The 13,978-nt window shown below is 72.6% G+C and carries 12 protein-coding genes; 2 read left to right on the forward strand and 10 right to left on the reverse strand.

Features of this window, described 5'->3' with window-relative positions:
* Positions 1-302 precede the first annotated feature (302 nt).
* Entirely contained in the window at positions 303-1,586 is a 1,284-nt protein-coding gene (locus tag HNQ58_RS06820) for an acetyl-CoA C-acetyltransferase (RefSeq protein WP_183948162.1), read from the reverse strand.
* Positions 1,583-2,503, reverse strand: coding sequence for a lysophospholipid acyltransferase family protein (locus tag HNQ58_RS06825; protein WP_183948163.1), 921 nt, complete (start codon positions 2,501-2,503; stop codon positions 1,583-1,585). Before HNQ58_RS06825 ends, HNQ58_RS06820 begins: the two co-directional genes overlap by 4 nt.
* 74 nt (positions 2,504-2,577) lie before the next feature.
* Here HNQ58_RS06825 and HNQ58_RS06830 point away from each other — a divergent pair, with 74 nt between their 5' ends.
* Entirely contained in the window at positions 2,578-3,456 is an 879-nt protein-coding gene (locus HNQ58_RS06830; protein ID WP_183948164.1) for a hypothetical protein, read from the forward strand.
* A 63-nt stretch (positions 3,457-3,519) separates the two neighbouring features.
* Here the strand turns inward: HNQ58_RS06830 and HNQ58_RS06835 are convergent, their stop codons facing one another.
* The 4 genes from HNQ58_RS06835 to glnA all read right to left on the reverse strand — a co-directional run bounded on the left by HNQ58_RS06835 (position 3,520) and on the right by glnA (position 8,175).
* On the reverse strand, positions 3,520-4,032 hold the full coding sequence (locus tag HNQ58_RS06835; RefSeq protein WP_183948165.1) for a GNAT family N-acetyltransferase: 513 nt from the start codon (positions 4,030-4,032) through the stop codon (positions 3,520-3,522).
* Between the two features lie 101 nt (positions 4,033-4,133).
* On the reverse strand, positions 4,134-5,543 hold the full coding sequence (ntrC, locus tag HNQ58_RS06840) for a nitrogen regulation protein NR(I) (RefSeq protein ID WP_183948166.1): 1,410 nt from the start codon (positions 5,541-5,543) through the stop codon (positions 4,134-4,136).
* 7 nt (positions 5,544-5,550) lie between these two features.
* The gene (locus HNQ58_RS06845; protein WP_183948167.1) at positions 5,551-6,627 is read right to left on the reverse strand and encodes a two-component system sensor histidine kinase NtrB; all 1,077 of its coding nucleotides are present in this window, start codon (positions 6,625-6,627) and stop codon (positions 5,551-5,553) included.
* A 138-nt stretch (positions 6,628-6,765) separates the two neighbouring features.
* Positions 6,766-8,175, reverse strand: coding sequence for a type I glutamate--ammonia ligase (gene glnA / locus HNQ58_RS06850; RefSeq protein ID WP_183948168.1), 1,410 nt, complete (start codon positions 8,173-8,175; stop codon positions 6,766-6,768).
* 229 nt (positions 8,176-8,404) lie between these two features.
* Here glnA and HNQ58_RS06855 point away from each other — a divergent pair, with 229 nt between their 5' ends.
* Positions 8,405-9,193: an undecaprenyl-diphosphate phosphatase gene (locus HNQ58_RS06855; RefSeq protein WP_183948169.1), complete on the forward strand. Its 789-nt coding sequence runs from the start codon at positions 8,405-8,407 to the stop codon at positions 9,191-9,193.
* A gap of 27 nt (positions 9,194-9,220) precedes the next feature.
* On the opposite strand, the gene HNQ58_RS06860 is transcribed toward HNQ58_RS06855, so the two are convergent.
* From HNQ58_RS06860 to HNQ58_RS06875, 4 genes are all read right to left on the reverse strand, one after another.
* Positions 9,221-9,850, reverse strand: coding sequence for a YbhB/YbcL family Raf kinase inhibitor-like protein (locus HNQ58_RS06860; RefSeq protein WP_183948170.1), 630 nt, complete (start codon positions 9,848-9,850; stop codon positions 9,221-9,223).
* 42 nt (positions 9,851-9,892) lie between these two features.
* The gene (locus tag HNQ58_RS06865; protein WP_183948171.1) at positions 9,893-11,941 is read right to left on the reverse strand and encodes a tetratricopeptide repeat protein; all 2,049 of its coding nucleotides are present in this window, start codon (positions 11,939-11,941) and stop codon (positions 9,893-9,895) included.
* 11 nt (positions 11,942-11,952) lie between these two features.
* Positions 11,953-13,002: a YheT family hydrolase gene (locus HNQ58_RS06870; protein WP_183948172.1), complete on the reverse strand. Its 1,050-nt coding sequence runs from the start codon at positions 13,000-13,002 to the stop codon at positions 11,953-11,955.
* Between the two features lie 134 nt (positions 13,003-13,136).
* Positions 13,137-13,925, reverse strand: a complete 789-nt coding sequence (locus HNQ58_RS06875) for a lysophospholipid acyltransferase family protein (protein WP_183948173.1) — start codon at positions 13,923-13,925, stop codon at positions 13,137-13,139.
* Positions 13,926-13,978 lie beyond the last annotated feature (53 nt).

Consider the following 13,978-nt stretch of genomic DNA (forward strand, 5'->3'; position numbering starts at 1 on the left):
CCGCGTACCCGGAGGACAGGATGTCCGAAAGGCGCCGCTCCGGGGGCGAGCCGGATAAGGCGAAGCACGGCTTCGCCCCGGCGAGCGCCAGCACACGGATGTGCTGGCCGGCGGGCGCCACAGGGATGTGTGCTCGCGGGGCACCGTCCGAAGCCGCGTTGGGCAAGCAAAGAAAAGTAACCCGGCCGCCGGCAGGCGGACGGAACCCCCGGCGCAACGCGCCGGCCAGATCGCGAGAAGCCGCAAGCGCACGAAACCCCCGGCGCGTAGCGCCGGCTCGATCACGACGAACGCGCCGCCGCTCAGCGCTCCAGAATCGCCGCCACGCCCATGCCGCCGGCGGTGCAGATCGAGATCAGCGCACGGCCCGAGCCCTTCTCCTTGAGCAGCTTGGCGGCGGTGGCGACGATGCGCGCACCGGTGGCGGCGAAGGGGTGGCCCAGCGCCAGCGAGGAGCCGGCCACGTTGAGCCTGTCGCGGTCGATCGCGCCCAGCGGCTTGTCCAGGCCGAGCCTGTCCTTGCAGAACGACTCGCTCTCCCACGCCCGCAGCGTGCACAGCACCTGCGCGGCGAAGGCCTCGTGAATCTCGTAGAAGTCGAAGTCCTGCAGCGTCAGGCCGTTGCGCTGCAGCAACTGCGCCACCGCCCAGGCCGGCGCCATCAGCAGGCCTTCGCCATGGACGAAATCGACCGCCGCCACCTGGGCGTCACGGAACCACGCCAGCGGCTCGTGGCCATGCGCGTTGGCCCAGTCCTCGCTGGCCAGCAGCGCGGCCGCGGCGCCGTCGGTGAGCGGAGTGGAATTGCCGGCGGTGAGCGTGCCCTGACCCGAGGTCCGGTCGAAGGCCGGCTTGAGCGCAGCGAGCTTTTCCAGCGTAGTGTCGGGGCGCAGGATGTTGTCGCGCTCGACGCCACGGAAGCTCACCACCAGATCCTTGTAGAAGCCGCGCTCGTAGGCCGCGGCGGCCTTCTTGTGCGAGGCCAGCGCCAGCTCGTCCTGCGACTCGCGGGCAATGCTCCATTCCTTCGCCATCAGCTCGCAATGCTCGCCCATCGACTTGCCGGTGCGTGGTTCGGCCACGCCAGGGAACTCCGGCATCAGCTCGCGCGGACGGAAGCCCCTGAAGGCACGCAGCTTCTCGCCGAAGGTCCGGCCCATGTTGGCGTCGAGCAGGCGCCGGCGCAGCGACTTGCTGACCACGATCGGCACGTCGGAGGTGGTGTCCGAGCCGCCGCCGATACCGGCCTCGATCTGGCCGAGCGCGATCTTGTTGGCGACGTGGATGACGGTATCGAGCGAGGTGCCGCAGGCGCGTTGCAGGGTGATGCCCGGGGTCAGCGGCGACAGGCCCGAGGACAGTGCCGCCTCGCGACCGAGGTTCCAGTCCGAGGAGTGCTTGAGCACCGCGCCCATCGCCACTTCGCCCAGCACCTGGCCGTGCAGCCCGAAGCGCTCGACCAGCGCGCCGAGCGTGCGGATCGACATGCCCAGGTTGCCGACGTCGGCGTAGGCGGTGTTGTTGCGGCAGAAGGGGATGCGGACGCCGCCGAGGACGGCGACGCGGCGGACAGGACGGCTGCTCATGGGTCGGAGAACTTCGCTGGCGGCACTGCCGGGGAGGATAGCGCGTCCGGCCCGAGCGCGTGCTCCAGTGCGTGCAGTTCGTGCCAGAAGTACCAGCAGGCCGGCGCCTCGCGCAGGCGCGCATCGAGGTGGCGCGCGGCGAGCGCGACGACGGCGGCCGCGTCGTCAGCCGGCAGCGCCGGCTCGATGCGCAGCCGGCGGCGGCCGCTGTCGAGATCGGGCGTGACCGAGAACACCACCACCGGCACGCCGGCCTCGCGCGCCAGGCGGATCAGGCCGCCCGGCAGGCCGACGCGACGGCCGTGAAGCTCCGCCGCGAGCGCGCCGCGGCCTGGCGGCAGCGGCGTGTCGATAAGCCCGCACACCGCCGTCCCCGCGGCGAGCCGCTCGCGCAGTACCGCGTAGCTGCCGCCGGTGAACACCACCGGCGCGCCGCAGGCGGCGGCGATGCCGGCCAGCCGCGCCCGCGCGCCCCACCAGCGCAGCGGATGCGCGCCGTAGTCGGCGCGCCGGTGCGGCCGCGACACGAAGGCCACCGGCGTGCCGTGCCGGCGCAGGTGCGCCAGTCCCACCAGCCCAGTGCCGAAGTGGAACGACAGCGCGACGAACGGCGTGCCCGGTGCCGGCCAGTCGCCCTCGACATCCAGCGGCGGCCGCGCAAAGCGGGCGCGGCCGAGCGCGTCGCCCATGTCGAGCAGGCGCGCGGTCCGCTGCCGCCACTCGAAGTCCGCCTGCCCGGCGGCCACGCCAGCGGCCAGCGCGGCAGCAGTCACCGCCTCCACGCCCTCGGCGAACAAGGGCCCGCGCGCGCACCGGCGCAACAGGCGCTGGCTCGCCACATGCGGCAACAGCAGCGGCAGACCGGGCGCGAGGAACTGTTCGACGAAGTCGCGCCAATGGCGTCGCAAGGCGTTCACGGCGGGCGGCGCGGGCCGAGTGGAAAGAGGGCCAATGCTACACTCGCCGCCCTTCATCGCCGCCTCGCACGTGCATGTCCGACACCCGCCTGAGCTGCTTCGGCGCCCTCGCCCTCGAACTCACGCCCGGCGCCCTGGCCGGCCGACTCGCGCTGCCGCAGGACCAGGCGCGCGAACTCGGCGCGCTGGTGGCGAGTGACCTGCTCAAGCTCGTGCCCGAAGTCGCCGCGCTCGACCTGGCTTTCGTCGCCGCGCACTTCGACCCGGCCGAACTGCTGCGGCCGGGCTGGCCGCGTCACGCCGGGCTGGTGGAACTGGCGCAGGGCGCCCCAGGCCGTCGCGACGAGGCGCGGGTGATCGCATTCGGCAGCCACGACGGCCGGTTGCCCGAGGTGCTCGCGCCGGACGAGAACCTCGTCGGCGGGCCGCTGCGCCTGCTGCCCTTCGTCGCCGTCGGCGACGAGGCCATCGCCACGACCGTCGGCCATGCCTTCGAGGAACGCCTGCTCGACACCGGCATGGCCGGCGCCGACACCGCGCTGTACGCGCAGACCGCGTTCGGCGCGCAGGTCGAGCATGCCCGCTACCTCACCGTGCACGACCTGTGCGCGCTCACCGCCGTGCAGTACGAGCACGCCGGCCTGAAGCCGCTGTGGCCGCTGATCGAGGCCGCCCTGCTCGCGCCCGAGGGCGAGGAATGGCTCGACGCGCCGCCCGAGCCGCTGGCGCGCTACGCGGCGCAACAGGTGCGCTTCGCCATGCTCGACATCGACGCCTGGGCCGAGGGCGGCTTCGCGCCGGCCGGCATCGACGCCGAGCGGATGCCGCATGCCTTCGACCAGTTCACCATGCGCCAGCGCCAGTTCGCCGCGGTGCTGGCCGCACACGGCATCGCGGTGGTGTTCGACCACGCCCCCGCCGGCCACGACCCGCGCGCGCTGCTGCGCGGTTGATTCTCGCGTTCTGCTGCAGGAACGACGCGGTCGTCTGCCGAAGGCTGATGGCGCAAGCCGCGGCTACTTCACCACCTTCGCCAGCCAGGGCATCCCGGCCTCGTACATGAGATAGCCGGCGTCGCCCATGCCGAGCGATGCGTAGGTGCGCTGCGCGGCGAGGTTCTGCTTCTCCACGTACAGGCGCAGGCCGCACACCGCCTCGCCGGCGGCCTCGGCCAGCCCGTGCACGTGCCGGTACAGCGCGGCGAACACGCCGTGACGGCGGTGCTCGGGGGTGACGTACACGCTCTGGATCCACCACCAGTCGCCGCAGCGCCAGTCGCTCCACTCGTAGGTGAGCATGAGCGTGCCGGCCGGCACCCGTGCGAGTTCGCGCCCGGCGAATGCCACTTCGCGCTCGGCGACGAAATAGCGGCCGCGCGCCGGCTGTTCGATCACGCTGCGGATGCCGCGCCGCACGGTGTCCGGGTCGAGCCGCTTGTGTTCGGTCTCCAGCGCCATCGCGCAGGCCCAGTCGGCGAGCAGCGCGATGTCGTCGGCGGTGGCGGGGCGGATGTGGATGTCGGTGGTCATGGTGTCGCGTGAGGGGGTCGTTGGCTGTCGTCGATACTGCCTGCTGCCGTCGCTTCACCGAACTCCCGTCCGTTCCCGCGCGAAGACGCGGCACCCTCGATTCAGCGTTTGCGCGTGCGGCTGGCGCCGAGTTTGCGGGTGAGGGTGTTGCGGCCGAGGCCGAGCCGCTCGGCGGCCCGCTGGCGGTGGCCGCCGGTGTGTTCCAGCGCGGTTTCGAGCAGGGTGCGGTCGAGCAGTTCGCGCGCCTGCGCGTGCAGGCCGGTGCGGCCTTCGGCGAGGCCGGCGCGCGCCCAGTCGGCGAGCGCGGCGGTCCAGTCGTGGGCCCGCGCCGTGGCGGCCTCGCGGAGCGCGCCGGCCAGATCGGCGGCGCCGATGGTGTCGCCCGGCGCCAGCGCGGCCAACCGCCAGCACAAGTTCTCCAGCTCGCGCACGTTGCCGGGCCAGTCGTGGGCGTCGAGCCGGCGCAACGCCTCCTTGTCGAAACGCTTGGCCGGCGCGCCGAGTTTCGCGCTGGCCTGGGCGAGGAAGCGCGCCGCCAGCGCCGGGATGTCGGCGCGGCGCTCGCGCAGCGGCGGCAACCGAAGCCGCACCACGTCGAGCCGGTGCAGCAGGTCGGCGCGGAAGCGGCCCTCGGCGACGGCCCGGTCCAGGTCCTGGTGGGTGGCGGCGATGACGCGCACGTCCACCGAGATCAGCTCGCGCCCGCCGACGCGGAAGAACTCGCCCTCGGCCAGCACGCGCAGCAGCCGCGTCTGCAGCGGCGCCGGCATGTCGCCGATCTCGTCGAGGAACAGGGTGCCGCCGTCGGCCTGCTCGAAGCGGCCGATGTGGCGCTTGGTGGCGCCGGTGAAGGCTCCGGCCTCGTGACCGAACAGCTCGCTCTCCAGCAGCTCGGCCGGAATCGCGGCGGTGTTGAGCGCGACGAAGGGCCGCTGCGCGCGCGGCGACTCGCGGTGCAGCGCGCGCGCCACCAGCTCCTTGCCGGTGCCGGTTTCGCCGGTGATCAGCACCGACAGCGGCGCCTGCGCGAGGCGGCCGATGGCGCGGAACAGTTCGCGCATCGCCGGGGTGTCGCCGATCAATGGATCGTCGTCGGCGCGCGCACGCTCGGCCTGCGCGTCGTCGTCCGCCGCCTCACCGGGCGGCAACGCGCGCGCCGCCAAGGCCACCGCCGCGTCGAGATCGAACGGCTTGGACAGGAATTCGTGTGCGCCGCCGCGGAACGCGCCGGCGGTCGAGGCGATGTCGGTCCAGGCCGACATCACGATCACCGGCAGCCCGGGGCGCTTGGCCTTGAGCGCGTCGAGGAAGCGCAGGCCGTCGAGGCCGGGCATGCGCACGTCGGTATAGACCAGGGCGGGCGTCGCGCCGGCCGCCAGCGCGTCGAGCGCGGCCTGCGCGCTGTCGAAACCCTGCACGCGCCAGCCGGCGTCGCGCAGCGCCTCGCTGAGCACGAAGCGCACGCTGCGGTCGTCGTCGACGACCCAGATCATGCCGGCCGAGCGGGACATCACGGAATCATCCTTCCCCGGCCTGTGCCGACGCATCGGCTGTCGCGGCCTCGCTGGCCTCATGCTCGGGCGGCAAACACGGCAACAGCAGCGTGAACACGGTATGCCCCGGCCGCGAGCGGTAGCCGAGCGAGCCGCCGTGCTCGCGCGCCACCTGCTGCGCCAGCGGCAGCCCCAGGCCCGTGCCCTCGGCGCGGCCGCTGACCAGCGGCAGGAAGATGCGCTCGGCGAGTTCTTCCGGCACGCCACGGCCGTCGTCGGCGATCTCGACGCGGATCGCCAGCCGGTGCGCCACGTCGCCGATCAGCACGTGATGCTCGGCGCGGCTGCGCAGCGTGACGCTGCCGGCGCCGGATTCGAGCGCGTTGCGCACCAGGTTCCACAAGGCCTGGGTGAGCCGGTCGGCATCGCCCCGCAGCTCGGGCAGGCTGGGGTCGTAGTCGCGCTCGATCTTCACCGCCCAGCCGGCCTCGGCATCGGCGAGCAGGCGCACGCGCTCGAGCACGGCGTGGATGTTGAGCGGCGCCAGCGCGCGCGGCGGCGCCGGGTTGAGCAGGCGTTCGACCAGCGCTTCGAGCCGCTCGACCTCGGCCCGCAACAGGTCGATCAGCTCGCGCGAATTCGCGTCCTCGCTGCGCCGCGCCAGCAGCTGCGCGGCGCCCTTGAGGCCGGCCAGCGGGTTGCGGATCTCGTGCGCCAGCCCTTTCAGCGCCGCCGACAGCGCGGCCGGCAGCAGCGTGGCCGGATCCTCGCCGGGGAATTCCTCGGTGGCATGCGCCTCCAGCCGCAGGCCGCCGTCGGCCTCGCGGCTCAGCCACAGGTCGGCGAAATGCTCGCTGCCGGCCGGCGAGCGCATCCGGGTCCGTCGCACCAGCACGGCGGCATCCCCCTCATCCAGCCGGGCCGCCAGATCGGCCAGCCGGCCGTCCTCGGCATCGAGCTCGTCCAGGGTTTGCCCGACCAGTCGCCGCGCACTCACCCCCAACCAGCGGGCGAAGGCCGGATTGCAGCCGGTCAGCCGCCCGTCGCCATCGGTCCAGGCGACCGGCGTGGCCAGCGCTTCCAGGGCGGGGCTATCGGGCATTGCACCATTGTAGTGCGGAACTGGGCGCAACCGATGCTGACGAAGCCGCTGCCACGACGCCCGTGTTCCGCAGGCGGCCGGGATGCGAAAACGGCCCGGTCGCCCGGGCCGTTTCGTCGTCATCGTGGCACGCGCAGATCAGAGCGCGTAGTACAGCTGGTACTCGAGCGGGTGGGTCGCGGCGCGGAACCTGGTGACCTCCTGCATCTTCAGCGCGATGTAGCCGTCGATGAAGTCGTCGCTGAAGACGCCGCCGGCGGTGAGGAACTCGCGGTCCTTGTCGAGCGCTTCCAGCGCCTGGTCGAGCGAATGGCAGACGGTCGGAATGCCCTTCTCCTCTTCCGGCGGCAGGTCGTACAGGTCCTTGTCCATCGGCGCGCCGGGGTCGATCTTGTTCCTGATGCCGTCCAGGCCCGCCATCATCAGCGCGGCGAAGGTGAGGTAGCCGGACTGCATCGGGTCGGGGAAGCGGATCTCGATGCGGCGCGCCTTGGGGTTGGTGACGAACGGGATGCGGCAGCTCGCCGAGCGGTTGCGCGCCGAGTAGGCCAGCATCACCGGCGCCTCGAAACCCGGCACCAGGCGCTTGTAGCTGTTGGTGGTGGAATTGGTGAAGGCATTGATGGCGCGGGCGTGCTTGAAGATGCCGCCGATGTACCACAGCGCCAGCTGGCTCAGGCCGCCGTAGCCCTCGCCCATGAACAGGTTCTGGCCGCCCTTGGCGAGCGACTGGTGCACGTGCATGCCGCTGCCGTTGTCGCCGACGATCGGCTTGGGCATGAAGGTGACGGTGCGGCCGTTGCGGTGGGCGACGTTCCTGATGACGTACTTCATCGTCAGCAGCTCGTCGGCCTTCTTCACCAGCGAGTTGAAGCGGGTGCCGATCTCGCACTGGCCGGCGTTGGCGACCTCGTGGTGGTGCACCTCGACCTCGATGCCGAGGCTGGTGAGCACTTTACACATCTCGGCGCGCAGGTCGTGCAGCGAATCGGTCGGCGCGACCGGGAAGTAGCCGCCCTTCACGCCAGGCCGGTAGCCGCTGTTGCCGCCCTCGTACTTCTTCTTCGAGTTCCATGCCGCCTCTTCGGAGTCGATCTCGAAGAAGGTGTGGCCCATGTCGTTGGCCCAGCGCACCGAATCGAAGATGAAGAACTCCGGCTCCGGGCCGAAGAAGGCCTGGTCGGCGATGCCGCTGGCCTTGAGGTAGGCCTCGGCGCGCTTGGCGACGCCGCGCGGGTCGCGCGAGTAGGCCTGCATGGTGGCCGGGTCGAGGATGTCGCAGACCATGACCAGGGTCGGGTCGGCCATGAACGGGTCGACGAAGGCGGTCGACGCATCCGGCAGCAGCACCATGTCGGACTCGTTGATGCCCTTCCAGCCGGCGATCGAGGAGCCGTCGAACATCTTGCCCTCCTCGAACAGGCCGGGCTCGACGATGCTGGCCGGGAAGGTGACGTGGTGCTGCACGCCGCGCATGTCGACGAACCGCAGGTCGACGAATTCGATGGCGTGATCCTTGATGAGTTTTTCGACGTGTTCGAGGGACATGGCGATTCCGGGTGCGGGTGATGGACCGCCCTGTCCGGAGCAAACGGCGTGCCAGTGCCGAGATCATCGCAAGCGTCTGATTTCATTGCCTGCGCGCGGCGCCCGCAGCGGCGGCGCGTCCATCAAGGTGCATTTCTCCACGAGAATTGCACCGATCAGGTGCACAACGCCCGCAGGCGCCGTTCCGCCGATCCCGTATCCTTGCCCGCTCACCCACAAGACGCCGCCCGTGAACGACCTGCTCACCGCCCTGCTGCTGGGCCTCATCGAAGGCATCACCGAGTTCCTGCCGATCTCCAGCACCGGCCACCTGCTGATCGCCCAGCACTGGCTGGGCGCGCGCTCGGACCTGTTCAACATCGTCATCCAGGCCGGCGCCATCCTCGCCATCTGCCTGGTCTACCGGCAGCGGCTGCTGGCGCTGGCGTTCGGACTGGGCGAGCGGGAAAACCGCGAGTTCGTGCTCAAGGTCGCGGCCGCGTTCGCGGTGACCGCGGCGGTCGGCATCCCGGTGCGGCTGCTGGGCTGGAAGCTGCCCGAGACGGTGACGCCGGTGGCCTGGGCGCTGATCCTCGGCGGGGTCTGGATGCTGCTGGCCGAGCGCCTGGCCGAGCGCCGGCCGGAGCGCGGGCTGACCTGGACGGTGGTGGTGCTGGTCGGTCTGGCGCAGGTGGTGGCGGGCGTGTTCCCGGGCACCTCGCGTTCGGCCGCCACCATCTTCGTGGCCATGCTGGCCGGGCTGACCCGGCGCCCGGCGGCGACCGAGTTCTGCTTCCTGGTCGGCATCCCGACCATGTTCGCGGCCAGCGGCTTCGCCTTCGTCGAGTACCTGGCCGAGGGCGGCGAGGGCGAGGACTGGGCGGCGCTGGCGATCGCTTTCGCGGCGGCCACCCTCACCGGCTTCCTCGCCGTGCGCTGGCTGCTCGGCTACATCAAGACGCACCGCTTCACCGGCTTTGCGGTGTACCGCATCGCGCTGGGCGCGGCCCTGCTGCTCGGGTTGCCGGCGGGCGCCTGAGGCGCCCGCGGGGACACGGCGCCGGCTTCAGCCGGCCAGGCGCGCGTTGGTGGTGTAGGTGCCGTGGATGGCCGCCTCGGCCAGCACGTGGCCCTGCATCGCCCGCTCGACCTCGGCACGGCCGAAGCGGCCGGACAGGCCGAGGCTGGGCACGTCCAGCGCGTACAGGCGGAAGAAGTAGCGGTGCACCCGCTGGTCGTTGAACGGCGGGCAGGGGCCGTCATAGCCGAAGTAGTCGCCGCCCATGTCGGCGTCGCCGGCGAACCAGCCGGTGTAGTCGTTCAGGCCCTGGCGACTGCCCACCGGCCCTTCCGGCTGCCGCTTGCCGCGCGGGGTGACGCCGTCCGAACAGGCGCCGGCGGCCAGTTCACGGCAGTCGGCCGGGATGTCGGCCATCACCCAGTGGACGAACTCGCCGCGCGGCTGCTCGGCCGGGATCACCACGTCGTCGCGGTTGACGGTCTCCGGCACGGTCGGCACGTCCGGGTCGATGCACAACAGGACGAAACTGCGCGTGCCGGCCGGCACCTCGTCCCAGGCCAGGTGCGGGCTGCGGTTGGCGGACAGCGCGATGCGGCCGGCGCCGTCGGGCTTGCCGAAGGCGAACTCGGCCGGGATCGGCTGGCCATCGTGGAAGCTGTCGCTGCGGATCTTCATGGCGTTCCTCCTGCGGGGCTTCGGGTCGGTCCGGGAGTGCGCTCAGTAGCCCAGGCGCGCGGCGATCGCCTCCAGGCGCGCGAACGGCTCGGCCAGGGCCTGCGCGTAATGGCGCCAGTGGCCGGCCGGGAAGGCCGTGGCATGACCACCCAGTCCGGTGACGACCGCCGTCATCGCCTGCGGGTCCGGCCGCGCGGCCAAGCCGAGGGCCTCGGCCAGCTCGGCGGCGACCGCCTCCGGCGCGGCATCCAGGCGCTCGCCGCGGACCACCTGCACCTGCGCCGGCGCGCGCTCGATCCACTGCGCCAGCGGCGCCAGGGCATGCGCCAGCCAGTCGGCGGCATGCAGGGCGGTCGGGAAGGCGAAGCGGTGCACGCAGCCGTACACGCACCAGTTGAGCAGCATGTCGCGCGGATCGCGGATGCAGGCGATCAGGCGCGCCTCGGGCATCGCCGCGACGGTGCGCGCGTCCCAGTGCGGCAGCCAGTCGATGGCGCGGTCGGGGTCGACGCCGCCGGTCTCCAGCAGCCGGCGCCAGCCGGCGGCGGTGACCATGGTGTTGTCCTGGCGGAACGGCCACAGCCCGTCCGGACGCTGCGGCGGCCCGAAGCGGTCGCCGAGCAGACGGCAGTCGGGCGAGGAGCCGAGCAGCGCGGCGACCCGTTCCGGCGCGCTGCCGGGCGCGCCCCAGAGCAGACGCGGCGGCGGCAGCGCCGCCTCCGCCGGGGCGGGCGGGTTCTCGATCGTGTCGGCCACGCCGGGCGGTGGCTGCACGCCCTGCTGCGGCAGCGGATCCATGCCGGCCCAGCAGGCGGCGGCTTCGTCGTAGCGGCCGAGCCGGTCCAGGGCCAGGCCGCGCCAGCCCATCAGCATGCGCCGCAGCAGCGGGTCGGCGGCGCGCCCGAGCAGGGTATCGGCACGCGCCAGTGCTGCCGCGGGAGCCTCGTGCAGCTCGGCGCGCAGCTTGATCTGCTGCGCCACATCGCGCTCCGGTGCCTGGGCCAGAAGCGCGTCGGCCAGCTCGACCGCACGGCTCAGCTCGCCGATGGCTTCGTGGAAAAGCGCCTGGTGCTCGCGCGCGGACAGACTGTCCGGGCACGCCTGCAGCCAGCGCTCCAGCTGCGCCTGGTAGGCTTCGCGGCTGCCGCCGGCGAGCTGCAGCCGCGCGGCCCAGACGGCATCCCGGCCCGGGTCGCGGGCGAGCAGTTCCTCGACCGCATCGACCGCCTGCTCCGGCAAGCCGATATCGACCAGCCCGCGCAGGACGGGCTCCAGCAGCCCGGCCGGATCCGGCGCCCGGCGCAGCAGCTCGCGCCAGACCGCGACCGCCTCGTCACGCTGACCCAAGGCCAAGGCGAGGTCGGCGCGGAACATCGCCGCGGCCGGATCGGCCGGATCGGCCTCGTTGAGCACGCGCAGCTCGGCCAGCGCATCCTGCGGGCGACGCTGGCGGCGCAGGCATTCGATCAGCGCCCAGCGCAGCCGCCGCGCCCCGGGCTGCTTCTCCAGCCCCCTGCGCAGGGCCTGCTCGGCGAAGGCGAAGTGGCCCTTGGCGAGATAGGCCAGACCGAGCGCCGACAGCACCATCGGGTCGTCCGGCGCGAACTGGGCGGCGCGCGAGATGCAGCGCAGGGCGTCGTCCTGATTGCCGCGCGCCAGCGCCAGGTTGCCCTGCACCACCAGGGCGTGGGGATGGTCCGGATTCACCCTCAGGGCCAGGCCGAGCTGACGCTCGGCCTCGTCGAGATCGTGCCGGGCCAGTGCCAGATGGGCCAGCGTCACGTAGGCGGCCAGCTGGTTCGGGTCGAGCCTGATCGCCTCGCCCAGGGCGGCCTGGGCCGCGTCGAGGCGGGCCTCGCGCAGCGCCCCCAGGGCGCGGCTGACATGAAAGACGGCATTGTCCGGTGCCAGTGCGACGGCGCGGTCCAGGCAGGCCTGGGCGGCCTCGAGCTCGCCCAGCCCGCGCAGGGCCAGGCCCAGCAGGTGATGCGCCTCGGCGTTGTCGGGCTCGGCCTCGGCCAGACGGCGGGCGGCGTCCGCGGCAGCGGCGTGGTCGCCGCGCCGGAGCGCCTCGATGACGGTGTCCTGCATGGGCTCGCGACTCAGGAAGCTGTGAATGAGCCGTCGATTGTAGCCCGCCCGCCGTGCTCGGACGCCGCCGCCAGCGCGGCGGACAGCCGCGCGACCACCCAGCGCTCGCCGAAACCGCGCAGGTGCAGACCCTCGATGAAACCGCAGTGCCCGCCCCACGGGCTGATCTCCAGCCGCGAATGCGCCGGCAGGCGCAGGCCGTGGAAGCTGTGTACCGGTATCACCGGGTCGTCGGCGGCGGTCAGGATGCTCACCGGCACCTGCAGCTCGGCCAGCCGGTCGCCGGCCACCGAGTAGCCGTCGAAATAGGCCTCCAGGCTGGGAAACTCGCCGCCGCGCCGGACCAGGTGCGCGGTCAGCTCGCGGATGCCGAGCGACAGGATGCGGTCGTCGAGGTCGCGGTGGGCGGCGAACAGCCGCCGCTTCTTTTCCAGCGAACGCCGCCACTTGCGGGCGAAGTACCAGTGGTACAGCGGCAGACCGCGTTCGAGCGCGTCCATGCCCGCCGCCGGGTCGATCACCGGGCACACCGCCGCCGCGTGACGCAGCCGGATGCCGGCCGCCGGCGCGGCGCGCGCCACCCGCAAGGCGAAGTTGCCGCCCAGCGAATAGCCGGCCACCACCAGCGGCAGCGGCGTGAACCGCTCGCCGAGCGCCTTCACGGCATGGACCACTTCCGCCAGCCGGCAGGAGTGGAAGATGTCCTGGTTCAGGTGGTGGGTGTCGCCGTGGTCGCGGAAGTTGAGCCGGAACACGTCGAAGCCGTCGGCCAGCAGGCGCGCCGCGGTGTGCAGCAGGTAGCCGGACTCGACGCTGCCCTCCCAGCCGTGGAACAGCACCGCCAGCGCGCGCGGCGCGCGGCCGGGAACGGTGCTGTGGAAGCCCTGCAGGCGCACGTCGGCGCCGCCGGGCAGGATCAGCTCGCGCGTCACCGCGCCGGTGGCGGCGAACAGCGCCCGCCCGCGGCGGCGGCGCCATGGGCTGGAACTGAGGACGGACTGCACGTGCGCGTCGCGCAGCCAGCGTGGCGGGCGATAGTCTTCGGCGTGCAGGTCGCTCATGCGGCGGGAATCGGGAAGGGAATCGGGAAGAGCATCGAAGCATCATCCTCCCGGCGCAACCCGGGCACGCGACGCTCCACGCCCCGGGATTCCGGCAGGGACGCGACGGCCCCGTCCGGCCGCGGCCCGGCCGCCTATCGCGCCATCGCCGCGACGATGCGTTCGCGGCAGGCCTCGGCCATGCGCCGGCGACCGTCCTCGGACGCCGCCACCGGCGGCAGGAAATGCACCTCGGCCACCCGTCCCGGCTCGCCGAGCAGGCGCAGGAAGTTGCCCAGGAAACTCTCGCCGGCGGCGAAGGCGACCCGCGTCTGCGCCTCGCCGCCCTCGCCGTAGCGCAACGCCACCGGCTGCGCAGGCACGCCGGCCACCACCGCCGGCTGGAAGATGCGGGCGTGGAAGGTGCCGACCGCATCGCCGCGGGTGGTGCGTCCCTCCGGGAACACCCCCACCGCCTCGCCCGCCTGCAGCCGCGCCACCATCTGGTGCATCACGCCATGCAGCGACGCGTTGTCGCCACGGTGGTGATAGATGGTGCCGGCGCGGCCGGCCAGCCAGCCGACCAGCGGCCAGCGGCTGATCTCGGCCTTGGCGACGAAGCCCATCATGCGCTGGCTGTGCATCAGGGTGATGTCGAGCCAGCTGACATGGTTGGCGACGAACATCACCGCCCCCGGCAGCGGCTCGCCGAAGCGGCGCACGCGGAGGCCGAACACCCGCAGCAGCATCCGGCTCCACCAACGGATCGCGCGATGGTCCAGCCGCTCGCCGCGCAGGCGGATGCGCGCGGTGAGCGGGTTGATCATCAGCAGCGTCAGCGGCAGCGACACCAGCAGGTGCAGCAGCAGCAGCGGCACGCGGACCAGGTAGCGCAACGGCCGCAGCCAGTCGCTGCGGCGGGCGGGATCGGAGGGCTTGGACATCATCGGCATTGTCGCCCAAGCATCACGGCGCGGTGAATCCCGACGCCGGCGCA

The sequence above is a fragment of the Rehaibacterium terrae genome (genome assembly GCF_014202935.1).
Lineage (GTDB): Bacteria > Pseudomonadota > Gammaproteobacteria > Xanthomonadales > Xanthomonadaceae > Rehaibacterium > Rehaibacterium terrae.